Annotated in this window: 20 protein-coding genes; 15 read left to right on the top strand and 5 right to left on the bottom strand. The window is 68.2% G+C overall.

Annotated features, from left to right (window positions below; genetic code table 11):
• Positions 1 to 235: 235 nt before the first annotated feature.
• A complete protein-coding gene (locus ABZ345_RS13795) occupies positions 236 to 4,780 on the bottom strand; it encodes an ATP-dependent helicase (RefSeq protein ID WP_359847518.1) in 4,545 nt (1,514 codons plus the stop codon).
• A 109-nt stretch (positions 4,781 to 4,889) separates the two neighbouring features.
• Here ABZ345_RS13795 and ABZ345_RS13800 point away from each other — a divergent pair, with 109 nt between their 5' ends.
• The 8 genes from ABZ345_RS13800 to ABZ345_RS13835 all read left to right on the top strand — a co-directional run bounded on the left by ABZ345_RS13800 (position 4,890) and on the right by ABZ345_RS13835 (position 11,744).
• Positions 4,890 to 6,740, top strand: a complete 1,851-nt coding sequence (locus ABZ345_RS13800; protein ID WP_359847046.1) for an Hsp70 family protein — start codon at positions 4,890 to 4,892, stop codon at positions 6,738 to 6,740.
• A gap of 53 nt (positions 6,741 to 6,793) precedes the next feature.
• Positions 6,794 to 8,044, top strand: coding sequence for an MFS transporter (locus tag ABZ345_RS13805; protein WP_359847049.1), 1,251 nt, complete (start codon positions 6,794 to 6,796; stop codon positions 8,042 to 8,044).
• Positions 8,045 to 8,053: 9 nt separating this feature from the next.
• Complete coding sequence (locus ABZ345_RS13810; protein WP_359847052.1) at positions 8,054 to 8,248, top strand: DUF3046 domain-containing protein; 195 nt, start codon at positions 8,054 to 8,056, stop codon at positions 8,246 to 8,248.
• A gap of 146 nt (positions 8,249 to 8,394) precedes the next feature.
• Positions 8,395 to 9,441, top strand: a complete 1,047-nt coding sequence (recA, locus tag ABZ345_RS13815; RefSeq protein ID WP_189159366.1) for a recombinase RecA — start codon at positions 8,395 to 8,397, stop codon at positions 9,439 to 9,441.
• A gap of 13 nt (positions 9,442 to 9,454) precedes the next feature.
• Positions 9,455 to 9,964 (top strand): regulatory protein RecX, encoded by a 510-nt coding sequence (locus ABZ345_RS13820; protein ID WP_359847055.1) that lies wholly within the window; start codon positions 9,455 to 9,457, stop codon positions 9,962 to 9,964.
• Positions 9,961 to 10,185: a hypothetical protein gene (locus ABZ345_RS13825; protein WP_359847058.1), complete on the top strand. Its 225-nt coding sequence runs from the start codon at positions 9,961 to 9,963 to the stop codon at positions 10,183 to 10,185. Before ABZ345_RS13820 ends, ABZ345_RS13825 begins: the two co-directional genes overlap by 4 nt.
• A 180-nt stretch (positions 10,186 to 10,365) precedes the next feature.
• On the top strand, positions 10,366 to 10,818 hold the full coding sequence (locus tag ABZ345_RS13830) for a MarR family transcriptional regulator (RefSeq protein ID WP_359847061.1): 453 nt from the start codon (positions 10,366 to 10,368) through the stop codon (positions 10,816 to 10,818).
• Positions 10,819 to 10,943: 125 nt separating this feature from the next.
• Positions 10,944 to 11,744 carry an alpha/beta hydrolase gene (locus ABZ345_RS13835; protein WP_359847063.1) on the top strand — a complete coding sequence of 267 codons (801 nt, stop codon included), beginning with the start codon at positions 10,944 to 10,946 and terminating at the stop codon, positions 11,742 to 11,744.
• Between the two features lie 58 nt (positions 11,745 to 11,802).
• On the opposite strand, the gene ABZ345_RS13840 is transcribed toward ABZ345_RS13835, so the two are convergent.
• Complete coding sequence (locus ABZ345_RS13840) at positions 11,803 to 12,603, bottom strand: serine protease (RefSeq protein ID WP_359847066.1); 801 nt, start codon at positions 12,601 to 12,603, stop codon at positions 11,803 to 11,805.
• A gap of 186 nt (positions 12,604 to 12,789) precedes the next feature.
• Here ABZ345_RS13840 and ABZ345_RS13845 point away from each other — a divergent pair, with 186 nt between their 5' ends.
• The 4 genes from ABZ345_RS13845 to ABZ345_RS13860 are packed head-to-tail and all read left to right on the top strand — an operon-like array spanning position 12,790 to position 15,951.
• Positions 12,790 to 13,554: a DUF4190 domain-containing protein gene (locus tag ABZ345_RS13845; protein ID WP_359847069.1), complete on the top strand. Its 765-nt coding sequence runs from the start codon at positions 12,790 to 12,792 to the stop codon at positions 13,552 to 13,554.
• Between the two features lie 42 nt (positions 13,555 to 13,596).
• Positions 13,597 to 14,364 carry an RNA ligase family protein gene (locus ABZ345_RS13850; RefSeq protein ID WP_359847072.1) on the top strand — a complete coding sequence of 256 codons (768 nt, stop codon included), beginning with the start codon at positions 13,597 to 13,599 and terminating at the stop codon, positions 14,362 to 14,364.
• The gene (locus ABZ345_RS13855; protein WP_359847075.1) at positions 14,357 to 15,490 is read left to right on the top strand and encodes an AAA family ATPase; all 1,134 of its coding nucleotides are present in this window, start codon (positions 14,357 to 14,359) and stop codon (positions 15,488 to 15,490) included. Before ABZ345_RS13850 ends, ABZ345_RS13855 begins: the two co-directional genes overlap by 8 nt.
• A gap of 56 nt (positions 15,491 to 15,546) precedes the next feature.
• Positions 15,547 to 15,951, top strand: coding sequence for a hypothetical protein (locus tag ABZ345_RS13860; protein WP_359847078.1), 405 nt, complete (start codon positions 15,547 to 15,549; stop codon positions 15,949 to 15,951).
• A 187-nt stretch (positions 15,952 to 16,138) separates the two neighbouring features.
• Here ABZ345_RS13860 and ABZ345_RS13865 read toward each other — a convergent pair whose 3' ends face one another.
• Positions 16,139 to 17,356 (bottom strand): DUF4142 domain-containing protein, encoded by a 1,218-nt coding sequence (locus ABZ345_RS13865; protein ID WP_359847081.1) that lies wholly within the window; start codon positions 17,354 to 17,356, stop codon positions 16,139 to 16,141.
• Between the two features lie 270 nt (positions 17,357 to 17,626).
• On the opposite strand from ABZ345_RS13865, the gene ABZ345_RS13870 reads away from it, so the two are divergent.
• From ABZ345_RS13870 to ABZ345_RS13880, 3 genes are all read left to right on the top strand, one after another.
• On the top strand, positions 17,627 to 18,154 hold the full coding sequence (locus tag ABZ345_RS13870) for a sigma-70 family RNA polymerase sigma factor (protein WP_045309470.1): 528 nt from the start codon (positions 17,627 to 17,629) through the stop codon (positions 18,152 to 18,154).
• Between the two features lie 4 nt (positions 18,155 to 18,158).
• Entirely contained in the window at positions 18,159 to 18,581 is a 423-nt protein-coding gene (locus ABZ345_RS13875; RefSeq protein ID WP_359847521.1) for a zf-HC2 domain-containing protein, read from the top strand.
• Positions 18,582 to 18,791: 210 nt separating this feature from the next.
• A complete protein-coding gene (locus tag ABZ345_RS13880; protein WP_359847085.1) occupies positions 18,792 to 21,320 on the top strand; it encodes a LuxR C-terminal-related transcriptional regulator in 2,529 nt (842 codons plus the stop codon).
• Here the strand turns inward: ABZ345_RS13880 and ABZ345_RS13885 are convergent.
• Together ABZ345_RS13885 and ABZ345_RS13890 are read right to left on the bottom strand one after the other, a co-directional pair.
• Positions 21,280 to 22,515, bottom strand: a complete 1,236-nt coding sequence (locus tag ABZ345_RS13885) for an MFS transporter (protein ID WP_359847088.1) — start codon at positions 22,513 to 22,515, stop codon at positions 21,280 to 21,282. The two genes, ABZ345_RS13880 and ABZ345_RS13885, sit on opposite strands and share 41 nt — an antisense overlap.
• Positions 22,515 to 24,479, bottom strand: coding sequence for a PEP/pyruvate-binding domain-containing protein (locus ABZ345_RS13890; protein WP_359847090.1), 1,965 nt, complete (start codon positions 24,477 to 24,479; stop codon positions 22,515 to 22,517). The genes ABZ345_RS13885 and ABZ345_RS13890 overlap by 1 nt, the downstream gene beginning before the upstream one ends.
• Positions 24,480 to 24,575: the final 96 nt, after the last annotated feature.

Below are 24,575 nucleotides of genomic sequence, written 5' to 3' on the forward strand. Positions count from 1 at the left end.
AGGTCAGCGTCTTACTCAGCGTGCAGGGTGAAAAAGACGTCCTGATTCGTCGGTTCGTCCCCCCGCATATATGCGGAGCGCGGGCGTGCGGACCTGGGAACGTGGTCAAGGAACCTGACGCGTGCGCACCGACAGCGCCGGGCGCGCCGGTCCGTGGAGGAGAGACGAGGAGGCGCTCGGTCAGGCAGGCGCCGGGCACGTCGACCCGTTGGGGGACAGACGAGGAGGTGCTCGGTCAGGCTCGTAGTCGCAGGCCTTTCGGTGTGGCGCGGAAACCCGCTTCCTGCAGCACTGTCGCGAGGTGCGAGGTCAGGGCGACCTCGCCGTCGGCCCGCTGGACGGCCAGCTGGCCTAGCCAGCCGTCGCGGACCGCCCGGCTCAGCGCGTTCGCCGCGATGCGCAACGTCGGCTCGTCGTCGGTGAACGACAGCAGGGACTTGCCGCCCCGCTCGACGTACAGCGCCGGGCTGCCGTCGACCAGCACCGCTAGCGCGCCGGCCTTGCGTGCCGGGCGATGTTTGCCTTCTCCCAAGGGATCCGGCCACGCCAGCGCGGCACCGTACGGCTGGGCCGGGTCGGCCGCGGCGAGCACCACCGCGGCTTGGTCGGCCGGCGCAGGCTGGCCGGGAGGACGGGACAACGCCCGCAGCCGGTCCACCGCGCCCCGCGCCGCGAACTGGGCGGCACCCAGACCCTCGACGACGTAGCCGCGGATGACCTGACCGGATTCCTCCATCGCGCGCAACACCTTGTAGACACCGCTGAACCCACCGGTGACGCGTTCGGTGTCGAGGGCACCGCGGGTCAGCACGCCGTGGCGTTCCAGGAAAGCCTCGGCTCGGGCGTGCGCCCGGCGGGTCGGGTCCTCCGCCGGGGTCACCGCCAGTGACCACCGGCCCGCCGCGGTCGGCGGACCCGTGCGCGACGGCATGTCCGGACGAGCGGCGCGCAGCCGGGCATAGCGGCCGCGTGGAGCAGTGCGGCGAGGCTTGTGGGCCGCGCCGCCGCCAGATACCAAGGCGCGCAACGGGGACAGGGTGTCGTTGGTGATCAAGCCCGCCCACACCAGGTCCCACAGCGTGCCGACGACCTCGGCGTCCGTGCACGCCGTGGACAGTGAGACCCGGTCGACCACCTGCCGGAAGAACAACGCACCACCGGACAGGGCCTCCAGGACCGCCGTGTGCAGCTGCGACTCCGGGATCGACTCCGGCACCAGGTCGGGCAGCAGCAGGTCCGCCACATCCGTTGGCGCCAGGGCGATCCAGCCGTCGCCACCGGCCAGGGAACCGCAGCCCGTCCACGTCACCTCGCCGGACGCGGTCAGCTCGTCCAGCAGCGCCGGGTAGTAGCCCGGCAGCCGCGAGGGGAGCAGCAGTGACTCGAAAGCGCTCGCCGGAAGTGGTGCTCCGGCAAGCTGTTCCACGACCGAGAACACGTCGTCGACCGTCGGTGCCGAGCGCAGACGACGGCCCAGACCGTGCCACGACGGCAGGAACCGGCCCAGCGCCGCGGGTTCGACCGGCTCCACCTCGGACCGCAGGCGAGCCAGCGAGGCACGGCGCAGGCGACGGAGCACGTCCGCGTCGCAGTACTCGGTGTGGGTGCCGCCGGGCCGCAGTTCGCCGCGCACCAGCCTGCCCGTGGCGGCCATTCGTTCCAGGACACCGGTCACCACGGCCACGCCCAGGCCGAAGCGAGCCGCCGGTTCCGCGGCGGCGAACGGGCCGTGTGTGCGGGCGTACCGGCTCAGCAGTTCGCCCAGCGGGTCCGCCACCGGTTCGGTGAACGCCTCCGGGACGCCGACGGGGAGCGCGACACCGAGCGCGTCGCGGACCTTGCCCGCGTCCTCGATCGAGATCGACCGTTCCTCACCGGCGATCCTGACGCGGAGCACCCGGCGTTCGGCGACCAGTTCGTCCAGCCACTCGCGGGGCACACCGCGTTCGAGCGCCTCCGCGTCGGAGAGATCTCCCAGGAACCGCAACAGGTCCGCGGTGTCCTCGGCGTGGCGGGGCCGGCGGTCCTCGGTGAGGCGCTGCAGGCTGCGCTCGACCTCGGCCACGACCTCCGGGTCCAGCAACTCCCGGATCGCCTCGGAGCCGAGCAGCTCCGCGAGCAGCGTCGAGTCCAGCGACAGGGCCGCCGCGCGGCGTTCCGCCAGAGGAGCGTCCATCTCGTAGAGGAACATGCCCACGTACCCGAAGAGCAGGCTGCGCGCGAACGGCGACGGCGACGGTGTCTCCACCTCGACCACGCGCACCCGGCGCGCGCGGACGTCCGACATCAGCTCCTTCAGGCCCGGCACGTCGTACACGTCCTGCAGGCACTCGCGCATCGCCTCCAGGACCACCGGGAACCGCTCGTACTTCGCCGCCACCGACAGCAGCTGGGCCGAGCGCTGACGCTGCTGCCACAACGGGGTGCGGCGTTTCGGATCACGGCGGGGGAGCAGCAGCGAGCGTGCGGCGCACTCGCGGAACCGGGCCGCGAACAACGCCGAGCCGCCCACCTCCGCGACCACGATCTGCTCGACCTCGTCCGGATCGAGCAGCACGTCCTCCGCGCCCGCGGTGACCTCCATGCCCTCGTAGTCGAGAGCGTCCGGCAACCGCAGCACGATGCCGTCGTCGGAATGCGCGGCCTGCACCTCGACGCCACGGCGCTCGCGCAGCCGCGCCGCGATCGCCAAGGCCCACGGCGCGTTGACCTGGGCACCGAACGGGGAGTGCACGACGAGCCGCCAGTCGCCCAGCTCGTCGCGGAACCGTTCCACCAGAACGGTTCTGTCGTTCGGGACGTGCCGCGTCGCCTCCCGCTGCTCGCCCAGGTACGCCAGCAGGTTGTCCGTCGCCCACGCGTCCAGACCGGCGGCGGTGGCCCGTTCGCGAGCGGCCGAATCCTCCATTGTGGACACTTCGCGGAGGAACTTGCCCATCGCCCGGCCGAGCTCCAGCGGACGGCCCGGTGCGTCGCCCTTCCAGAACGGCATCCGCGCGGGCTGCCCCGGCGCGGGCACCACGATCACTCGATCGTGTGTGATGTCCTCGACCCGCCACGACGACGTGCCCAGCAGGAACGTGTCGCCGACGCGGGACTCGTAGACCATCTCCTCGTCGAGCTCGCCGACGCGGGAACCAGGACCGTTCTCCGACGGCGGCGTCATCACCGCGAACAGCCCGCGGTCGGGGATCGTGCCGCCGGAGGTGACCGCGAGCCGTTGCGACCCGGGACGTCCGCGCAGCTCGGAGTTCACCCGGTCCCACGTGATCCGCGGCCGCAGCTCACCGAACTCCTCGGACGGGTACCGGCCCGACAGCATGTCCAGCACGGCGTGCAGCGCCGAGTCCGGCAGCCCCGCGAACGGCGCCGCCCGCCGCACCAGGGCCGTGAGCTCCTCGACCGTCCACGTCTCCATCGCCACCATCGCGACGATGTGCTGAGCCAGGACGTCCAGCGGGTTGCGCGGGAACTTCACGGCCTCGATCGAGCCGTTCTGCATCCGTTCCGCCACCACCGCGCACGACACCAGGTCGCCGCGGAACTTCGGGAACATCACGCCCCGGGACACCGCGCCGACCTGGTGGCCGGCACGGCCGACGCGTTGCAGACCCGAGGCGACCGACGGCGGCGCCTCGACCTGCACGACCAGGTCGACCGAGCCCATGTCGATGCCGAGCTCCAACGACGACGTCGCCACCACGCACGGCAGGCGTCCGGACTTCAGGTCTTCTTCCACGGCCGTGCGTTGCTCACGCGACATCGACCCGTGGTGCGCACGGGCCACGGAAGCGGTCTTCTGCACGGTCATGCCCGACTGGCCGATCGCCTCGGCCGGGAAGGACTCGAGCTCCGCGGCCTCTTCCGCCAGCTCGTTCAGGCGCGCGGTCAGCCGTTCCGCGAGCCGCCGTGAGTTCGCGAAGACGATCGTCGACCGGTGTGCGCGCACCAGTTCGAGCACCCGCGCCTCGACCGACGGCCAGATGGATGTGCGTTGCTCTGCTCCCGCCGCCGAACCCGACACCTCACCCGTCGGCTGGCCGAGCTGCGACATGTCCTCGACCGGCACCTCGACCTCGACCTGGATGGTCTTGGGGGTCTTCGGCTGCACCACCGACACCGGGCGGCCGCCGGACAGGAACGTGCTGATCTCCTCGACCGGCCGCACCGTCGCCGACAGACCGATCCGCTGAGCAGGCTTTTCGAGCAGCGCGTCCAGCCGTTCCAGCGACAACGCCAGGTGCGCGCCGCGTTTGGTGCCCGCCACCGCGTGCACCTCGTCGACGATCACCGTCTCCACGCCGCGCAACGACTCGCGTGCCGATGACGTGAGCAGCAGGAACAACGACTCCGGCGTCGTCACCAGCACGTCCGGGGGTGTGCGCCCGAACGCCCGCCGTTCCTCGGGAGAGGTGTCGCCGGTCCTCATGCCCACGGTGATCGACGGTTCGGTGAGGTTCAGCCGGTGCGCGGCCTGCCGGATACCGGCCAAAGGCGCGCGCAGATTTCGTTCGACGTCCACCGCCAGCGCTTTCAACGGCGAGACGTAAAGCACCCGGCACCGCCTTTTCGGCTCTGACGGCACCGTCGAAGAAGCCAGCCTGTCCAGTGCCCACAGGAACGCGGCCAGCGTCTTGCCCGAGCCCGTCGGGGCGATGACCAGCGCGTGCTCGCCCGCCGCCGCGGCCGCCCACGCACCCGTCTGGGCAGGGGTGGGCGCGGCGAAAGCCCCGGCGAACCACTGCCTGGTCGCCGGTGAGAAAGCTTTCATCACGTCCATGGCGACCATCATGACAACCGGGTCTGACAATTTCTGATTGTGCAGGTCCGAGCACCTGCCGAAGGGCGCTGTGGCACGATCACCCGGTACGTCCTGCGAGGGGAGCACGGTGCGCGTCCTGTCCGTCGACCTGGGCACCGCCAACACGGTTGCGGTGCTGTCCGACCACGGTGTGGTGGATCTGGACGGAGGGCCCGCCATGCCCTCGTCCGTCTACCTCGACGAGGACGGCACCCTGCTCGTCGGCAAGGAAGCGGAGCGGCGTTCGCGCCAGGACCCGTCGCGCTACGAGCCGAACCCCAAGCGCCACATCGACCAGGCGACGATCAAGCTCGGCGAGACGAACCTGCCGGTCAACGACGCTCTCGCGGCAATCTACGCGCGCGTGATGGAAACCGTCACGCCGTTGCTCGGTGGCGCCCCGCTTGACGAGATCCGCCTGACGCACCCCGCCGAATGGGGCCCGACCAGGCGCAACAAGCTGCTGTCCTCGGCCAGGCTCGCGGGCATGACCGGCGAGATCGTGCCCGTTCCCGAGGCCATCGCGGTGGCGTCGCTCGGCGGTGGCCGTCCGCTCGCCGTCTACGACTTCGGCGCCGACACGTTCGACGTCTCCGTGCTCGACTCCGAGCACCGCATCCTGGCCGACGGCAGCCTCAGCGACGTCGGTGGTCTCGACGTCGACCAGGCCTTGCTGGAGCACATCGGCCGCTCGGTCTCCCACAAGGACCCGGCGGGCTGGCAGCGGCTGCTGCGCCCGGTCACCGTGGACGACCACCGCGCCCGCCTCGGCCTGCGCGAGGAGCTGCGCCTCGCCAAGGAGGACCTTTCCGAGCTGCCTCAGGTCGAGGTGCTGATGCCGGAGCCGTTCGAGAAGGTCGTCGTCACGCGCGGCGAGCTGGAGGCGCTGATCCGGCCGAGCCTGATCCGCAGCGCCGAGCTCCTCATCACCACCGTGCACAAGGCGGGGGTCACGCCGGAGCACGTCTACCTCGTCGGCGGCTCCTGCCGGATGCCGCTGGTCGCCCAGGTCATCGCGGAGAAGGTCGGCATCGTCCCGACCAACCCCGACCACCCGGAGACGATCGTCGCGTCCGGCGCGCAGGTCGTGGACCGGGCGATGATCACGCTGAAGCCCGAGGACGACAAGCCCCGCTACGTCGAGCCGCCCACGGTCGTGACGGCGCCGGTCAGCCCCGCCCTCACCGGTCCGCATCCGGTCAACCCGAACGTCAGTGGCTCGAACCCGGTGATCAGCGGCCCGTACCCGAACCCGAACGTGAGCGGGCCGTACTCGGCGAGCGGCACCTACCAGCTGACCTCGCAGTACCCGATGAACCCGAACATCAGCGGCAACTACCCGATGAACTTCCCGCAGCAGCAGATGCCTCCGAAGAAGGACAACAAGAAGGTCCTCCTCGGCATCGGCGGCGCGGTGGTGGCGCTGGCCGTGGTGATCGGCGCGGTGTTCGCGTTCTCCGGCCCGAACCTGCCCAGCGCGGACGAGTGCAAGGACGACACCTCGCAGGACGGGCAGGGCTTCACCAAGTGCCTGCGCCAGCTCGCGGGCAAGGTGCCCGACGGTGGCGGCTGCGAGAAGGCCGACTCCGCGCAGATCACCGGCATGGAGGAGATCAAGGGCACGGTCGTGAGCTGCACGATCCGCGACGGTTACGCGGTCCAGTACATCCTCACCGACAGCGTCACCGGCGCCGAGAACAACGCCGAGGCGATCGTGAAGTCGTTCCAGACCGACCGCGTCGAGGCCGACTGGACCGGCAACGGGCTGGAGGGCAACTACCGCGCGGCCACGTCGAGCGGTACCGGCGTGCTGGTGTTCACGGCCAAGGGACGGCCCATGTTCGGCATCCTCACCAAGAACGCCGAGGAGAACGCGGACGAGCTCAAGCCGGACGAAATCGCCGATTTCTTCGAGCAGACCGTTCAACCGGGTGAGTAAGCGCCCCTGATGGCCCTGTCGGCGCGCCGCCCGAGCGTGCCACCATCGCGATCATGGTGACCGTCGCGCCGCAGGTCGAACGCGTGCAGCGCAAGGTCGTCCGCGTGCTGACCGGCACCCAGATCCTGGGGTCGGCGGCCGTGACGATCGGCCTCGCGATCAGCACGTTGATCGCCGCGTCGCTGTCCGGGTCCGACGCCGTGGGCGGGCTCGCGCAGACCGCGGCCGTCGCCGGTGCGGCGTTGCTCGCCCTACCCGGTGCTCGTCTGGCCCAACGGCGTGGGCGCCGGCCGGCGTTGATCCTCGGCTACGGCATGGGCGCGCTCGGTGCGGTGATCGCCGCTGTCGCCGTGGGTGCCGGGTTGTGGCCGGTGTTGTTGGTAGGGCTGCTTCTGTTCGGAGGGGCGTCCAGCGCGAACTATGCGGCTCGTTATGCCGCAACGGATCTGGCGGATCCGCAACGTCGTGCGCGTGAGCTCTCCCGTGTGGTGTGGGCGGCGATGATCGGCGCGATCATCGGCCCGAACCTCGCTGATCCCGCCGGACGACTCGCGGCTTCTCTCGGCCTTCCGGTGGGTGTGGGGCCGTTCCTGCTCGCCGCCCTGGTCCTGTGCGCGGCCGTGCTGGTGATCCAGTTCGGGTTGCGGCCGGACCCGCTGGTCGTCGTGAAGAGCACTCGGCCGGTCGAGTCTCCGCACTGCTCCGGCGGTGGCACGCCCGGTGGACTGAAGATCTGGGGATCGCTCGGGCCGATGGCGCGGCTTGCACTCGTTGGAGTGATGTTGTGCCACACCGCGATGGTCGGGCTGATGTCGATGACGCCGGTGCACATGAACCACGCCGGGTCGTCGTTGCGCGTGGTCGGTGTGGTGATCAGCCTGCACGTGGCCGCTATGTACGCCGCGAGCCCGCTGTTCGGGTGGATGGCGGACCGGCTGGGACGCGTGCCGGTGCTCGCGATCGGCGCGTCGCTGGTGGTGGCGGCGTCCGGGGTCGCGGGGATGGCGCCGTCGCACGACGCTCCGCAGCTCGCCGCGGGACTGGTGCTGCTCGGGTTCGGCTGGTCGGCGGGGCTGGTGTCGGGGTCGGCGTTGCTGACCGAGTCCGTGCGAGTTGAAGATCGGCCGGCCGCGCAGGGGCTGTCCGATCTGGTGATGAACGTCGGCGGGGCCGTTGGTGGCGCTGTGTCCGGGATCGTCGTGACGGCGTGGTCCTACGCGGCGCTCGGGCTGATCGTCGGGTTCACCGCGCTGCCGTTGCTCGTCGTGTGCCTCTACGCGTCGCTGCGAAAGCCCGTTCGTTAGGGTCTTCCGGTGCGCATCACGATGTTCCGCAAGCTCATGGCAGGGGAGTTCGGCCAGGTCAGGGCCGAGATGATCGCCCGCGACCACGTGCTGTCGTCACTGGGAGGACGCACCGCCGACGAGGCGCTGGAGGCGGGGATCGGCGCCAAAGAGGTCTGGATCGCGGTCTGCGACGGGTTCGAAATTCCCGAAAATCGTCGCTGAGCTGCGGTTCGGAGTGTCGCGTGTGCTCGAACACGTGTTCGGCTACAGTGGCTCCGACCCCCGGCTTCGCAGAATTGTCAGACCCCGCCAGTAGCGTCAGGTCCAACATGACGAAGCAACGGCAGACGACAAAAGGTGGACCCAAGATGGCACCCGCAGCACCCGACCGGGACAAGGCGCTCGAGCTGGCCCTGGCGCAGATCGACAAGCAGTTCGGCAAGGGCTCTGTGATGCGCCTCGGCGAAGAGGGCCGTGCCCCGATCGCCGTGATCCCGACCGGCGCGATCGCACTGGACGTGGCGCTCGGCATCGGTGGCCTGCCGCGTGGCCGGGTCGTCGAGATCTACGGTCCGGAGTCCTCCGGTAAGACGACCGTGGCACTGCACGCCGTGGCGAACGCGCAGAAGGCGGGCGGCATCGCGGCGTTCATCGACGCGGAGCACGCGCTCGACCCGGAGTACGCGAAGAAGCTGGGCGTCGACACGGACGCGCTGCTGGTGTCCCAGCCCGACACCGGTGAGCAGGCGCTCGAGATCGCGGACATGCTGGTCCGCTCCGGCGCGCTCGACATCCTGGTCATCGACTCGGTCGCCGCCCTCGTGCCGCGCGCCGAGATCGAGGGCGAGATGGGCGACAACCACGTCGGTCTGCAGGCCCGCCTGATGAGCCAGGCGCTGCGCAAGATCACGGGTGCGCTGAGCGCGTCCAACACCACCGCGATCTTCATCAACCAGCTGCGCGAGAAGATCGGCGTGATGTTCGGCTCTCCGGAGACCACGACCGGTGGTAAGGCGCTGAAGTTCTACGCCTCCGTGCGCCTGGACGTCCGCCGCATCGAGACCCTGAAGGACGGCGGCGAGCCCGTCGGCAACCGCACCAGGGTCAAGGTCGTGAAGAACAAGGTCGCGCCGCCGTTCAAGCAGGCCGAGTTCGACATCCTCTACGGCAAGGGCATCAGCCGCGAGGGCTCGCTCATCGACATGGGCGTCGACCAGGGCATCCTGCGCAAGTCCGGCGCCTGGTACACCTACGAGGGCGACCAGCTGGGCCAGGGCAAGGAGAACGCCCGCAAGTTCCTGCTGGACAACCCGGACATCGCCAACGAGGTCGAGAAGCGCATCAAGGACAAGCTCGGCATCGGCGCCACCCTCGACGCCGACGAGACGGTTCCCGCCGCGCCGGTCGAGTTCTAAGAGGTAGCGGAGGGTGGACGAGGCTGAGGAGCAGCGCAAGGCACGCGACATCTGCTACACGCTGCTCACCGCTCGCGCCCGATCCCGGCAAGAGCTTCACGACGCGTTGCTGCGCAAGGGGATCAGTCCCGCCGCGGCCGAGACCGTCCTCGGCAAGTTCGACCGCGCGGGCCTGATCGACGACGCCCAGTTCGCCGAGATGTGGGTCCGTTCCCGCCACACCTACAACGGCCTGGGCCGCCGAGCCATCGCCATGGAGCTCCGCCGCAAGGGCGTGGCCGACGAGGTGGTGGCCGAAGCGGTGGCCGCGGTGGACGGTGAGGCGGAGGAGGATCGGGCTCGCGAACTGGTCCGCAAACGCCTCCGCACCCTGTCCGGCGTGGACGAGACGACCAAGATCCGCCGGCTCGTGGGTGCGCTGGCGCGCAAGGGTTACGCGGAGGGCCTCGCGTACCGGGTGGTGCGTGACGAGCTGCGTGCCGTCGGGGACGAGGCTTCGGCGTTGGACGAGCCCTGGTCGTGAAGCCGGTGCCGGGCGCACTGATCGGCCGGCTTCCGGTGGACGACCAGCTCGACGCACTGCGAGCGGCCCTTGCTCGCAACGAGCTGCTCATGGAGGTCCTGGCCCGGGCCGCGAAGCTCGACCTCCCCGGCTGGTACCTGACTGCCGGACGCGTGTTTCCAGACGGTGTGGAACGCGGTCACCGGCAGGCCGGGCGTCCATCGACTCGTTCGCGGCCATGACCTGCTGCCTCGGCGTGCGTCTTGACTCCGTGCCCGCCCCGCGCACCGTGTACGAGACGAAAACCCGGCGATGACGCTGGCAGTGGCCGGAACTCACCGAGCTTCCCTTGGCCCCGCGCCGTCTGTTGACGCCCAATAACATGCCGTGCGATTACATCGTGCACGAGTAGTCTGGGTGGTGTGAGTACCACTCCCGACGTGCCGTCCGCCGTCACTCCCACCGTCTCCGACCTGCTCTGTTTCGACCTGTACACCACGTCGCGAGCGGTCACGGGCTTCTACCGCCCGATCTTGGACAAGGCCGGTATCACCTACCCGCAGTTCCTGGTGATGCTCCTGCTGTGGGAGCGCGACTCGCGGCCGATCCGGGAGCTCGTCCACGAGCTCGATCTTGAGTACAGCACCCTCTCGCCGTTGATCAAGCGGCTGGAGAAGAGCGGGCTGCTGGTGCGCGTCACGCACCCCGACGACGAGCGCTCGGTGCTCGTCCAGCTCACCGACAAGGGCCGTGACCTGCAGTGGATCGGCGGCGAGATGACCTCCAGGCTCGGTGAGGCGCTCGGTATGACCGACGCCGAGATCACCGTTCTGAGGAAGGCGTTGCACCGGGTCAAGAACGGCGCCGAACGCTAGCCGCCATCTGGGTGACCTGAAACACATCGCGCACGAGGTAACTCATCGGGTAACTTACATCGTGCACGACCTAATCGAGCACGATGCACCACCGCCAAGGTGCCTGACGAGAGAGTGAGAGACCAATGCGAGTTCGTAAGGTGATCGCCGTTCTGGGGACCATGCTGGCGCTGGCTGCCGTTGTTCCGTCGGGTGCGGGTGCCGCGGACGAGACCGAGAAGTCCGGCGCCAAGAAGCCGACCATCGTGCTGGTGCACGGCGCGTTCGCGGACGCGTCCAGCTGGAACGGTGTCGTGGAACGCCTACAGCGCAAGGGATTCCCGGTCGTCGCGGTGGCGAACCCGCTGCGGTCGCTCACCGGTGACGCGGCCTACCTGCGCAAGGTGCTCGCCTCGATCGACGGGCCGATCGTCCTCGCCGGGCACTCCTACGGCGGCATGGTCCAGTCCGAGGCGGCGCTCGGGAACCCGAACGTGAAGTCGCTCGTCTACGTCGCGGCGTTCGCGCCGGAGAAGGGCGAGAGTGCGCTCGAGCTGTCGAACAAGTTCCCCGGCAGCTCGCTCGGCGACACGCTGCAGACCATCGACCTCGGTGACGGCACCAAGGACCTGGTGATCCAGCAGGACAAGTACTGGCAGCAGTTCGCGGCCGACGTCTCGCGCAAGGACGCGACGCTGGCGGCGGCGACGCAGCGGCCGGTCAACGACACCGCGCTGACCGAGAAGGCCGGCGAGCCCGCGTGGCACCAGATCCCGTCGTACTTCGTGGTGGCGGGCAAGGACAAGAACATCCCGGTCGCGGCCCAGAAGTGGATGGCCGAGCGCGCTCACGCCCGCGCTGTCGTCGAGGTGCGCGACGCCTCGCACTCGGTCGCCGTGTCTCAGCCGGAAACCGTCGCCGACCTGATTGTCCGCGCGGCGCGTTAGTAGAAGCAGAAAGCCGGGGCGCAGCAGGGGCGCCCCGGCTTTCGCCATGGTCGGCGTTCTAGGGCTTCGCGACCTTGCATCCCGGCAGCGACAGGTTCAGCGTCGTGCCGGGACCGAAGCAGGAGACGAAGTCGAACGTCTGCTGGCCGTAGTTGATGCCCTTGCGGACGACGACCTTGCCGGCGGAGTCGACCTCGCACGGGTTGTTCATCGTGCAGCGGCCGCCGCTCTCGTTGCCGGTGTTGTTGATACCGACGACCTTGCCGCTCGCGTTGTCGATGATCGGCGAACCCGAGGTGCCGCCGATGGTGTTGCAGGAAGACGTGTAGCGCAGCGAGTCGCGCCAGATCCAGTCGGCTTCCTTGAGCTGGTACACGAAACCGTCGACCTGACAGGAGTAGATCTTCTTCCAGTAGCCGGAGACGACGCGGATGTCAGTCTTGGCGACGGGATGCGACGCCGACAGCTCCAGCGCGCGAATGCCGTACTGCTGCTGGATCTGCTGGTAGGTCGTGTTGAGCTGGTAGAACGAGACGTCGGTGCCGGTCATCGTCGCGTAGAGGAGCTTGGCCGTGCGGAGCTTGGCGATTTCGGTGCTGGCGCCGTTGAGCAGCTTCACCTCGCGGTTGGCCGCCACGTTGGTGACCACCTGGCCCGCCTTCATGAGCTGGTAGCAGTGCCCGTTCGTGAGCATGAGCGCCTTGTCCGCGGGAGCCGAGCTCGGCAGGCGGACCAGTGAGCCGGAGCAGTTGCTGAGTCCCACGGTTCCGGAGAAGTCGACGGCGGCCTGGGCGGGTGCCGTCATCACACCGAGTGCGGCGATCGCCGCGAGCAGGGTTACGACGAATCGTCGTGCCATGTGCAGGGTTCCTTTCAGGGATGGCATCCAGCGCCAAGCCTGTACGGATCGTATCCACCTCGCTACCGACGGAAGTCGGCTGACGAGCCGCCAGTAACTCGATCGAGTGACGGTGGAGTGCGGCGCTAACAGGTAAAGCGGACCAATCGACGTGGTGATCACACATCGCAAACGCCAGGAGCCGTGATGACCTATCCGACCCAGCCCGCCTACGCCCCGCCGCCGGTCGCACCGCAGAAACCCACACGGTTCGGTGCGCTCGCTTGGGCCGCGTTGATCCTCGGGATCGTCGGTGTCGTCAGCTCGTGGGTCATCTTCTTCAACAACCTCACCGCCATCGGCGCGTTCATCGGGATCGTGCTCGGCGTCATCGCGTTGTTCGGCACGCGCAAGGTCCTCGCGGCGATCGGTGTCGTCCTTTGTGTCGCCGCGATCGTCTTCACGGTGCTGGCGCAGCAGGCCGCGGTCAAAGAGCTCGACAAGATCTTCGACGGCACCACCAACCAGGGACAGGTCGGCGTCGCGGGCGAGACCCCGCACCAGGAAGCGCTCGCGCAATCGCCGACCTGGGGCAAGCGCTACACGTGGGCGAACGGCCTCTCGGTCGACATCGAGGCGCCCGTCGCGTGCACACCCGGCGAGTACGCGTCACCGCAGAACATCGCACGCGCGGTGAAGTTCAAGATCACCGTCACCAACGGCACGAGCGCCGCCTTCGAGACCGCGCTGATGTCCATGGGCGACGACGCGCAGTTCAACGGACAGAAGGCCGACCGGGTGTTCGACAGCGGCGGCGGCTGCGGCGGCGGGTTCGAGTCGGTGACCGTGCTGCCCGGCAAGACCTACACGTACGAGGCGGCGTACTCCGTCGGCGCGCAGCCCGGTGAGATGCAGCTCGTGTTCGAGCCGAGCTTCAACTCCGACAAGGCCGCGTTCGTCGGCAAGGCGTAAACCGTTCGCGAGCGGGCGCCCGGACGGGTTACAAATCGGGGCATGTTGCGCAAGTACCCGCGAACGCCCCACCTCGAGGGCTCGCGCCTGCAACCGGGCGACGAGGATCTCGACCAGGTGCCGTTCCGCGCGATCGCGGGACGGCACCTGGTCGTCGAGGAGAAGCTCGACGGCGCCAACGCGGGCATCAGCTTCGACTCCGCCGGTGTGCTGAAGCTGCAGTCACGCGGCCATTTCCTGGCCGGCGGACCCCGTGAACGCCAGTTCGCGCCGTTGAAGGCCTGGGCAGCGACGCATCAGGGCGTGCTGTGGGAGCGGCTCGGCACGCGCTTCGTTCTCTACGGGGAATGGCTGTATGCCAAGCACACCGTGTTCTACGACGCGCTGCCGCACCACTTCTGCGAGTTCGACCTGCTCGACCGCGAGACCGGCGACTTCCTGTCCACGCCGGAACGCCGCCGCTTGCTGGAGGGCACGCCGGTGGTCTCCGTGCCCGTGCTGCACGAGGGCCCGCTGCGCACCGTGAAGGACCTGACCGCGCTGATCGGCCCGTCCACCTGCCGCACGCCGGCGTGGCGTGACGTTCTGGTCGAGGCAGCGCTGGCGGCAGGTCAGGACGCGGAAGCCGTTGTCGCGGAAACAGATTCCGACGATCACATGGAAGGCCTCTACATCAAGGTGGAGGAGAACGGCCGCACGGTCGAGCGCTACAAGTGGGTGCGCCCGACGTTCCTCACGGCCGTGCTGGACTCGGGCGGTCACTGGCAGGACCGCCCGATCCTGCCGAATCGGGTGGTGTCCCGTGTTTGAGCAACTCTGCCCGGCCGGTCCACAGTGGACTCTCGACTGGGACGCCGTCCGCTCGGCGTTCCCCTGGGTGCGCGCCCTGGAAGGCGTGCCGCAGGACCCGATCCACCACGCGGAAGGCGACGTCGCCACGCACACCCGGATGGCGTGCGAGGCTCTCGTCTCGCTGCCGGAGTGGCGCGCGCGTCCCGAGCCCGACCGCGTGCGCTTGTTCGCGACGGTGCTGCTCCACGACGTGGCGAAGCCGTTCCGCACGCAGGTCGACGGCGGCCGGATCACCGCCCACGGCCACTCCCGCGCCGGAGATCTCCTGGCGCGCAAGCTGTTGTGGGAGATGGGCCGCCCGATCGCGTGGCGCGAGCACGTCGCCGCGCTGGTGCGTCACCACCAGGTGCCGTTCTGGGCGCTGGAACGTCCCGACCTCGACCAGATCGCGTTCCGGGTGAGCCTCGTCGCCCGCAACGACGACCTGGCCACGCTCGCCCGTGCCGACATCCTCGGCCGGATCTGCGGCGACGTCGACTCGGTGCTGGACAACATCGCCCTGTTCGAGGAGTACTGCCGCGAACGCGACTGCCTCGACCGCCCGCGTCTCTTCCCGTCCGACCACGCTCGGTTCCAGTACTTCCGCACACCCGGCCGCGACCCGAACTACGCCGCCTACGACGACACGCGCGTCGAGGTGACCGTGCTGTCCGGGTTGCCGGGCGTCGGCAAGGACCACTGGATCGCCACTCATCGGCCAGGCTGGCCGGTCGTCAGTCTCGACTCCGTGCGCGCACGCCTCGGTATCGCTCCCGACGGCGACCAACGCGCGGTGGCGGCCGCGGCGTTCGAAGAAGCGCGCGTGCTGCTGAGGGCGGGGGAGCGGTTCGTGTGGAACGCGACCAACATCTCGCGTCAACTGCGTGACCGCTGCATCGGCCTCGCCGCGGACTACCACGCCCGGATCACGCTGATCGGCCTGGAAGCTCCTCCGGCCGTGATCCGCTCTCGCAACCGTGCCCGCCCGGAACCGGTGCCGGTCGCCGTGATCGACCGGCTGGCCGACAAGTGGGAAGCGGTCGACCTCACCGAAGCGCATGCCGTCGAACGGGTGGACACAGCACAAACCTCGACACGTACTTAGCCCCGCCGCCGATGCCTCATACAAGGGACCCCTGTCACCTGCTGGAGGCGCTCGCCATGACCGACGTTCCGTTGACCAGATCCGTCCGCCTGATCTTCGAGTTCGCCGCGGACGGCGTCCAGCTGTTGGAGCAACATCCGGTCAACGTCACTGTCGGCGTCTTCCGCGACAGCGACGCCGGCGACTACGTCGAGGTCCGCGACCGCGACGGCCGCACCGTCAGCCGCGTCCCGGTGTGGACAGGCCTCGGCAGCAACGTCGAAACGTTCCCCCAAGATCCATATATCAGCTCGGACGCCCCGCGCGTCCTCACCGTCGTCGTGCCCGTCACGCCCGACGCAGACCACGTCGCCGTCGTCCGCGACAGCCGCGCCAGAGGGCTCGGCAGCGGGCCCGCCAGCGGAAGCGCCCCCGGAGCCTCGAACGTCGAGGTCCTCGGCACGTTCCGCCTTCAACGCTGATTATGTCAACCCAGCACCCCGCCGACCTGCGCCTTAGCAATGACTCTTTGGACTTCGTCGTCAAAAGAGTCATTGCAAGGGCTGGGGGAACGTGGCGGGAGGCTGGTGCCCGGCGGGCTGGGGGACAGCCCGCCGGGCGGTGATATATCGGTTGGCGAGGGCGCGCAGCCGATATATGAGGGGGCGGCTAGCGGCGGTGTTCGCCGTGGTGGCCGATGGCTCGGACGAGCCAGAGGGTGCCCGCGCCGGCCACGACGAGGACGATGATGCCGGTGATGAAGCCGATGCTCGTGGGCGAGTCGTCGGGCTGGGGAGGCGGGCTGCTGTTGGGCTTGGGCTGCATGATGGCCGGGGCGTCGGTCATCTGAAGAGAGTTCGCCTTCACCAGGCCCGTGCCCTCCAGCAGGAGCATGTGCTTGAGCAGGAGCGTCAGACCGGTTTGTGCGGCGACGCGCACGGGGACGCTCTTGGTCGTCGCGCGTGCTCGGGCGACCTGGGTGATCAAGGAGCCGTCGGCGGCGCGGGACAGGTTGGCGTACATGCGGTCGAGCTCGTCGCCGGAGCTGGACGAGATCGCGTTCGCCCACGACTTCTGCTCGGTCGTCGGTTCGGCCGGGAGATCCGCTCCGATCTGACCGGCCGCCTCGGTGACCGCCGAGATGAGCTGGGTGTGCTCGGAGGCGAGCTGGCCGGCCACCTTGCGGACCTTCGCGTCCCGGGCCCGGTCGGAGCTCTCGCGGCTCGCCGGTTTCTGCCAAAGCGAATGCTGGGTGAGCAGGACGAGTAATTCCCGGTCCGACGGTTCGATGTTCTGGCCGATGACGCGCACCGCGTTCACCTGTGCCTTGGCCGTCACCAATTCGAAGGCGGACTGATCGACCAGCCCGGTGTTCTCGAGGACCGTCATCGTGCGGATGAGCATTTGAACGGTCTGGTGGGCAAGCGTGCGAATTGTGGTGTTCGGCGTTGTCGCGCGCGTTTGCACCGCCATTACGAGAAGGCCGCCCTGCGCCTGGCGCACGATCGTCGCGTAGGCGCGGTCGTGGTTGTCGCCTGTGCGTTCCGCCATCTCGTCGATGAGTGACTGGTGTTCACTGCTCACGTCGTTCGGCAGTACCACGCCGAGTTCGGTGGCTGCTTTGAGCAGATCGACGTCGAGTCGAGAATGCGCGTCGAAGATGTCCCTTCCGGCGTTGCTGATCCCTGCATTCGTGGTGCGTGCCGGAGCCTCTTTGCTGATTGGTACGAGCCAAGAGTTCGCTTGCCGCAGAGATACCATGAAAGAGCGTTCCGAGGGTTGCACGTCGGTCGACTGCGCATTCGCCGGAACCGCTCCGATGAGGGCTCCGATAAATACGGCAGACGAGACGGCAAACAGCGCTGCGTGCTGCCCCAGCGTGCCCAACCGGTGACGCATAGTGCCCGTTCCTCCCCACGATCGAGCTGCCTTCGAAGGTGATACGTGCTGGTGGGGCCGCAGTTCACCCCACATGCGAAGATGCTGATGTGACGTGGATCACAGTAGAACTTGCGAACCATTCGGACTTGATTTACGTACCCGAGAAGATTTCGTGTTCACGATGTAGGATGCGAAGGATTCCACTCGGCCACCGAGTCGCTAGGCCTGCCGCCCGAAGCGAAGCCGTCGCCGATATCTGGGGAGGTCGCAAGCTTCATGGTTGATCAGGGCAGGGTTGCTCAAGCCCATCAGGACGAGGAATTGCTCACGCTCCTCTACGGGCAGTTCCAGCGGATGTTGTTCTCGCAGGTCCTGTGTCTGACCAACTACGACCGTCAATGGACAGAAGATGTCGTCCAGGAGACGTTGATCAGGGCTTGGCAGAACTCCGCGCACCTTGTTCGTGAACCGGGGATGTTGCGCGGCTGGCTTTGTACCGTGGCTCGTCGCATTGTGATCGACGGATGGCGCAGTCGTCAGGCGCGCCCGCAAGAAGTGGAATTGCTTCGCCCGGACATCGCCGAATCTCCGGACGACACAGAACAGACACTTTCGGTAATGGTCATCACCGACGTAGTACGCCAATTGAGTGATGAGCACCGTTCGGCTATCTACGAAACGTATGTCATGGGACGAACTGTGAAGGAAGCCGCGATCGTTCTCGGAGTCCCGGAAGGAACCGTCAAGTCCCGGTTGTACAAGGCGATGCACACGATCCGCCGGGCACTGCAGGACAGGAGCTAGCGTGATGGTGACTCGTCAACCACATGCCGACGACGTGGACGGGGTAGAAGACGACGAAAACCGCACGAGCCCAGACGGGCCGTGCGGTGATGTTGCGGCGTATGTGCTCGGGGTCCTCGACCCCGCCCAGCACGTGATCTTCTCCCGGCACCTAGCCGGGTGCGAGGCCTGCCAGCGCGACGCGGCCGACTTCGGCATGTTCGCGCCGGTGCTGCGTCAGGTCGTCCATCCGCAGACTGCCGGTCCACCGTGCCGCATCGCTCGCGGCATCCTGGTGGTGGCGGCGGGCGTCGTGGTGGCCATCGCCGCGGTTCTCTCGGTGGTGGAGTCGTTGTCCTCGCAGACCGCCGACCCGGCCGAGGTCCGCACCCTGACGCGCGCGGAGTCTGCTCATGACGGGCCGTTTCCGCTGTTCCGCCATGTGTAAGCCCATGAGCAGGCAGGCGAGGCGGAGCCATCCGCGCATCAGCCTGGCCCAGATCATCGCTCTCTCCCGCACAGCTCACAGTTCCGTTAACCGTTACCTGTGGGTAAGTTTGCCCGACGACGAAGCGCAGGTCTTTACGGTCCTCACCGAAGGAACACCGAAACCTTCGACCTGCGGTCCTCTCGGTACCGAAGGCAGGGGTAGGCAGAGGTGACATCTCCACTACTCGGCCGGGACGCGGAACTCGCAGCTCTCGGACGTTTGCTGGACGACGCGTTGCAAGGAACGGCCTCGTGCGTGGTCGTCACCGGAGGCTTCGGCATCGGCAAGTCCGCGCTGCTCGACGCCTTCACGGCCGAGGCGCGGAGCCGCGGGTTCACCGTCCGCCTGGCCAAGAGCGCGCGGCTGGAGAGCCACCTCCCAGGTGCCGTAGTGCGGCAGCTCGCACCGTGCCTCGCGAACGAACACGACCTGGAGGAGCTGTACGCGCGCGCTGCGAACTCCGCGCGCAAGGCACCGCTCGTCATGGTCGTCGACGACGTCCACGTCGCCGACACCTTCTCCAAGCGCGCGCTCGCCTACTTGCGGCCGCGCATGCAGGGCATGCCGGTCGTCATAGCTCTCGGTGCCTCGCAGGGCTACCTGTCCACGGACGAGGTGACGCTGCCCGAGATCGCCGGCGCCCACCCGCACCGCATCGACCTCGACGGCCTCGACGTCACCGCCATCGCGCAGCTGACCGATCGGGATCCACAACGCTGCCACGAGCTCACCGGCGGCAACCCGTACCTGCTACAAGCCTTGCTACGTGAGGAAGGCGAAGGTTCGGCCGCGGTCGGCGAGATGATCGGCATGCGCCTGCGCGAGTACACCGGTGCCGCCGAAGTCGCCCGCTCCGCCGCGGTGCTCGACGGTGACGCGAACCTGGATCTGCTGTCCGCGCTGACCGGGTTCGACGCGCTGCCCGCCGTCGACACGCTCGTCCGCCTCGGCGTGCTCGCCGACACCGACCCGCTGACGTTCCGGTATCCGTTCGTGCGCAACAGCATCCTCGCCGACATGCCGATCGCCGTCCGGTCCGCCGCCCACGCCCGTGCCGCCTGGCTGCTGTTCGAGTCCGACGCGCCCGACGAACGCGTCGCCGAGCACGTGCTGAAGGCGAGATCGGTCCGCTTGCCGTGGTCGGTCGACCTGCTACGCGAGGTCGGTGGCGTCGAGCACCTGGAACGGGCGCTCGAGGAACATCTGTCCGACGAGGACCGCCTGTCGATCGAGGTCGAGCTCGGTCACGCCGAACACCTCGGGGACAACAGGGAAGGCCGCGACCGGGTCCGCGACGCGCTGACCGCCTGCGAGGACCCGCATCTCGCCGCGACCGTCGCGCTGTCGCTGATCCAGAACATGTGCACGGGCTCGGACGCGCACTTCGCCGTCTCGCTCGCGATCATGGTCGTCGCCCGCCTGCTGCCGGAGGACCGCGACACGGTCTGGCACCTCGTCTGCATCACCTACCTCCTCGCCGCCAACCGCGACGCGCGGATGGCGAACTGCGCCGGCAAGTACTTCGAGGACCTCGTCGGCGAGACGCCGCAGGACCCGAACCTGCGGCGCGCGCGGTCGGCGTTGCTCGCGGTCGCGGGCGCCCGCAGCGGTGACTCGTCCGCCGAAGCCGTCGGGCACGCGCTGGAAGCACTCGACGGCGAGTGGGTCGACGTCTTCGGCGAGCCCTACCTGTTCACGTTCCTGGTGCCGGTGCTCGGCGACGATCCCGAGCACACCAACAAGTTCTGGCTCTCGCACAGCACCGCGCCGGTCTCGCACGACCCGCACCTGCGCCGCGGGATGCTCAGCATGATCGCCCGCGCCCACGCCTTCCACAACAGCGGTGACCTGGCGCGCGCGTACACGTTCCTCACGCCGCCGGTCTCGACGGGCAACGTGGAGTGCCCCGCGGTCCTGCTGGCCACGGCGAAGCTCGCCGAGGTGTGCATCGAGATGGGGCAGTTCGACGAGGCCGCGCCGCTCGTCACCGAGGACGGCGACCTGTTGCAGCACATCAACGTCGTCTACACCCGCGGCAGGCTCAAGCTCGCGTCGTGCCACGCGGAGGGGGCGCTGGAGGACCTGCTGGAGGCCGGCCGTCGGCTTGCCGCACGCGAGATGCCCAACCCCGCGCTGATTGCGTGGCGGCATCACGCCGTGCGCGCGTATCTGGCGTTGGGCAACCGCGACGACGCCGCTCGGCTCGCACACGAAGAGCTCGACCTGGCCAAGCGGTGGGGTTCCACGCGCGTCGTCGGGACCGCCATGATGAGCGTGGGCATCAGCACCGATGACGTCGACGTCCTCGCTGAGGCGGAACAGCTTCTCGCCTCGTCACCGCACCGGCTGTTGCACGCCCAGTCGTTGTACTGGCTCGGGCATCACCTGCGCCGCAAGGGCCGCACCGAAGCCGCGGCCCCGCACCTGCGCCGCGCGTTCGAACTGGCCCGCCAGCTCAGCGCGCACCCGCTGGCCAAGCTCGCGGGCGACGAGGTCCGCGACGAGGGCGACCAGGTGCAGGGCCTGACCAAGCAGGAGAACCGGGTCGCGCGGATGGCGGCGCAGGGTCTGACGAACCGGCAGATCGCCGAGACCCTGCACCTGACCCGCCGCACCGTGGAGCTGCACCTGTCGAGCGCCTACCGCAAGCTCGGCATCACCGGACGAGCTGAGCTCGTCGCCGCCTTGTGGTCCTGACGACGATCAGCAGACCGGCCAGCAACGCCATCAGGATCACGCTGACGACGGACGACAGCACGAGGAACTCGTTGAGCTGCCCGCCGGCGAGGTAGGCGCCGAGCGCGACGGCGACGACCGCGCACACGGCACGGTCCATGATGGACTCCATCGACAGAAGCGTTGCGCGGTAACGGGAGTCCGGGATCGCGTCGTTGAGCAGCTTCTTCTGGATGGGGAAGCTCATACCCGCCGTCACGGAGAACAGGCACAGCAACACGATCGTCAGGATCCCGCCGGACGGCACGATGAAGCCGATCGACAACGCCATCACGATCGTCAGCAGGAACACCGACTTCGCGGGCCCGATCTTGCGCGACAACCAGTGCGGACGGGCGGCGGCGATCGCCTCGAAGATCGTCATCGCGGCGAGCACCGAGCCGTACCAGGTGACCGAGACGTGCTTCGACTCGAGCACCGGCTGGAACAGGTTCACCTGCAGAATCCGCACCAGCGTGAACATCGCGATGCCCTGGACCATCAACAGCAGCAGCCAGCGCGACGTCTTCAGCGAGCCGAACGCACCTCCGACGCCCGCGAGCAGCTTCGACGTCTTGCCCTCCGGCCGTTTCCACCCCGGAATCGGCGGGAGCTTGAGCGCCAGGACGACGGCGATCGCCGCGTTGATCGCGGTGAGCCAGTACGGCGACGGCATGTTCCACTGCATCAGCAGACCGATCACCGGCCAGTACACGATCTTGCCGACCAGGCTGTACGACCGTCCGACTCCCTCGACCTTGAGGTAGAGGTGCCCGGCGTTGTGCGCGTTGAGGTACTCGTACAGGTACGCGCTCTGGGCGCCCGAGATCAACGACCTGGCCAGCGCGATCAGCAGGAAGTGGACGAGGAACCCTGTGTAGTCGCCGGCGAACACCGGCACCAGGTTCGCTCCCACCAGCACGCTCGCCCCGAGCCACAACGACGTGCGGTAGTCGAAGCGGTCCGCGACCATGCCGGTCGGGATCTCCATGAGGCAGAACGCGATGTAGTAGATCGACTGGATGCCGAAGATCTCGGCATCGCTCAGCCCGAGCTGCTTCTGGTAGGAGTAGAAGATCGGGATCCACAGCAGCAGCCCGAAGAAGAACTGGAAGCCGTACGTCAGGCGGACGGCACGCGCCACATCCGGAGTCGCCGGTACGCGAAGACCCAGCATCAGATCGAGTACGGCCGCAGCTGCAGGACGTACAGGATCTCGTCGGTGGCGAGCCACTCGATGTCGACCGGCGAGTCGAACGTGTAGTCCGGCGAGAAGTGGGCCTGCAACAGACGGCCCACGACGGCGAGCCGTTGCAGCTGCGCGTGCCCGTTGACGTCCAGGTCCTCGCCGGCGTCCCCGAGGGAGACCGTGCGGCCGCCACCCTCCACAGTGGAGTAGAGGTACTGCATCGGCTGCTTCGAGCCCTCGACGACGTCGGTGACGTTCGGCGAGACGTTGATGTAGACGTTGCGGAAGTCGTTGCGGTTCATGGGGTTCGTGGTGACCATGACGCCGCCGAAGCTCGCGTCGACCTGCTCCTGGATCACGACACCCATGAAGCAGTCGTCGAGCGAGATGCCGGCCTGCTGCCGCAACCGCACGCTGCGGGCGGAGACGAGGGAGGCCCACACCTCCTTGACCGACTCCACGATCTTCTCGGCGCTGGTGACGTGGTTGTACGACTCGTAGATGCCCGCGGCGGAGAACCCGGCCAGGTCCTCGGCGTTCGACGAGCTGCGCACCACGAAGGTCTTGACACCGGCCAGGTTCTCGACGAGCGCGCTGTCCAGTTCGGACAGCAGGTAGTCCGGCACGCGGGTCTTGCGGATCAGCCGCTGCAGCTCGACGCACAACGGCTCGATCTCGCGGGCGTTGAGCTCCAGCGCCATCTTCAGCTTGCCGATGGCCTGCTGGATCTTCGGCGACGACTCCAGGAAGCCCTGGTGCATCGAGAACGGCAGCGCGACGCCGCGCGGCACCCGCACCCGTTCCGCGAGCAGTTGCTGGGCAGCGGCCAGCAGGTCGTCTTCCTCGTTCCGGTTGAGCAGCTTCGCCAGGTACGGCATGAGGTTGTCGCGCGGCGGGCGTGGCACCGAGAAGAAGCCGAGCATCCGGCGCGACTCCTCCGCGAGCACGTGGTGCAGCTCGCCGAGGTTCGCGGCCTTCGTGCCGTAGCGGTGGCTGTCGTTGTAGCGGATCCTGCCGAGGTTGAGGATCGGGTTGTAGGTGTCCTCGGGCTCCTCGAGCGTGATGCGCTGCGCGTACCAGGCGGGGCGCTGGCCGAGGTCTTCCGGCTCGTCGATCAATCGCAGACCGACGGTCGCGCCCTTCGGCGACACCTCGTACTCGACCCACTGGCCGTCCAGGTTCTCCCGGTCGATCAGGTCGAACGCGCCGAGCTGGATGGCGTTCGGGATGGACCAGCCGGTCGCCAGGACGTTCGTGTGCGACAGGGGAGTGGTGTGGCTCGCGTTGATGATGCCGGCAAGACGCGGAATGTCGTCCGGAACGCGGTGCATCACCACGATGTCGAACCACTCCAGCGAGTTCTGCCGGTACTCCTGCTCGGTGCGAAATGCGCGCAACCGGCCCTTCGTGGTGCCCGGATTCAACGCCACGAACTCGGCGGTCGAGAACAATTCGTGCGCCAGGATCCGTGGAAGCCTTTCCACGGGAAGCTCCGCGACCGCCTGTTCCTGGAGGTGGTTGGCGGGCTTGAAGAACAACGGCGTGGCGGCGTCGACGTTCTTGCGCACCTCGGCGTAGAAGAACTCGATCATGCCGGCCGACATGGTGTCGACCTCGACGGTCTCCAGCGAGAACATGCGCCTGTCCTCGCGCTGGTGCAGCGACAGGATGCCGAGGAAGAACCGCCGGTCAGAGGCGTGGTAGAAGCTCTGGTTGAACTCGTCGATCCGTGCGCGCATGTCCGCTTCGGCGATGCCCAGGATCTCCTGGCCGATGTAGATGGCGTGGAACTCGTGGCGCGCGTTGTTCAGGAAGTGGATCGTCCCGTTGTGCCGGTCGACGACCACCTTGACGAAGGAATAACCACCCAGACTGCCGGAAAGCTGGTTGAAAGCCGACATAGTCAGCTGCTCCCCGACCAACCCCGCGACGTCGGCTTCCTGGACAGTCACACCTGCTCCTCTCGTGCGCCATTGCAACGAGCAAGTGTGACACCTGGGAGATAGGCGTTATTCCTGCTGAAATCTCAATTGGCCAGGAGTCGATTC

The organism is Lentzea sp. NPDC005914 (genome assembly GCF_040629405.1).
GTDB lineage: Bacteria > Actinomycetota > Actinomycetes > Mycobacteriales > Pseudonocardiaceae > Lentzea.

Coding starts and splice junctions, on each gene's coding strand:
- ABZ345_RS13885 (WP_359847088.1), bottom strand. CDS start 22,515: ATGCTGGGTCTTCGCGTACCGGCGACTCCGGATGTGGCGCGTGCCGTC.
- ABZ345_RS13845 (WP_359847069.1), top strand. CDS start 12,790: ATGACCTATCCGACCCAGCCCGCCTACGCCCCGCCGCCGGTCGCACCG.
- ABZ345_RS13875 (WP_359847521.1), top strand. CDS start 18,159: ATGGTGACTCGTCAACCACATGCCGACGACGTGGACGGGGTAGAAGAC.
- ABZ345_RS13870 (WP_045309470.1), top strand. CDS start 17,627: ATGGTTGATCAGGGCAGGGTTGCTCAAGCCCATCAGGACGAGGAATTG.
- ABZ345_RS13805 (WP_359847049.1), top strand. CDS start 6,794: ATGGTGACCGTCGCGCCGCAGGTCGAACGCGTGCAGCGCAAGGTCGTC.
- ABZ345_RS13795 (WP_359847518.1), bottom strand. CDS start 4,780: ATGGACGTGATGAAAGCTTTCTCACCGGCGACCAGGCAGTGGTTCGCC.
- ABZ345_RS13860 (WP_359847078.1), top strand. CDS start 15,547: ATGACCGACGTTCCGTTGACCAGATCCGTCCGCCTGATCTTCGAGTTC.
- ABZ345_RS13840 (WP_359847066.1), bottom strand. CDS start 12,603: ATGGCACGACGATTCGTCGTAACCCTGCTCGCGGCGATCGCCGCACTC.
- ABZ345_RS13850 (WP_359847072.1), top strand. CDS start 13,597: ATGTTGCGCAAGTACCCGCGAACGCCCCACCTCGAGGGCTCGCGCCTG.
- ABZ345_RS13835 (WP_359847063.1), top strand. CDS start 10,944: ATGCGAGTTCGTAAGGTGATCGCCGTTCTGGGGACCATGCTGGCGCTG.
- recA (WP_189159366.1), top strand. CDS start 8,395: ATGGCACCCGCAGCACCCGACCGGGACAAGGCGCTCGAGCTGGCCCTG.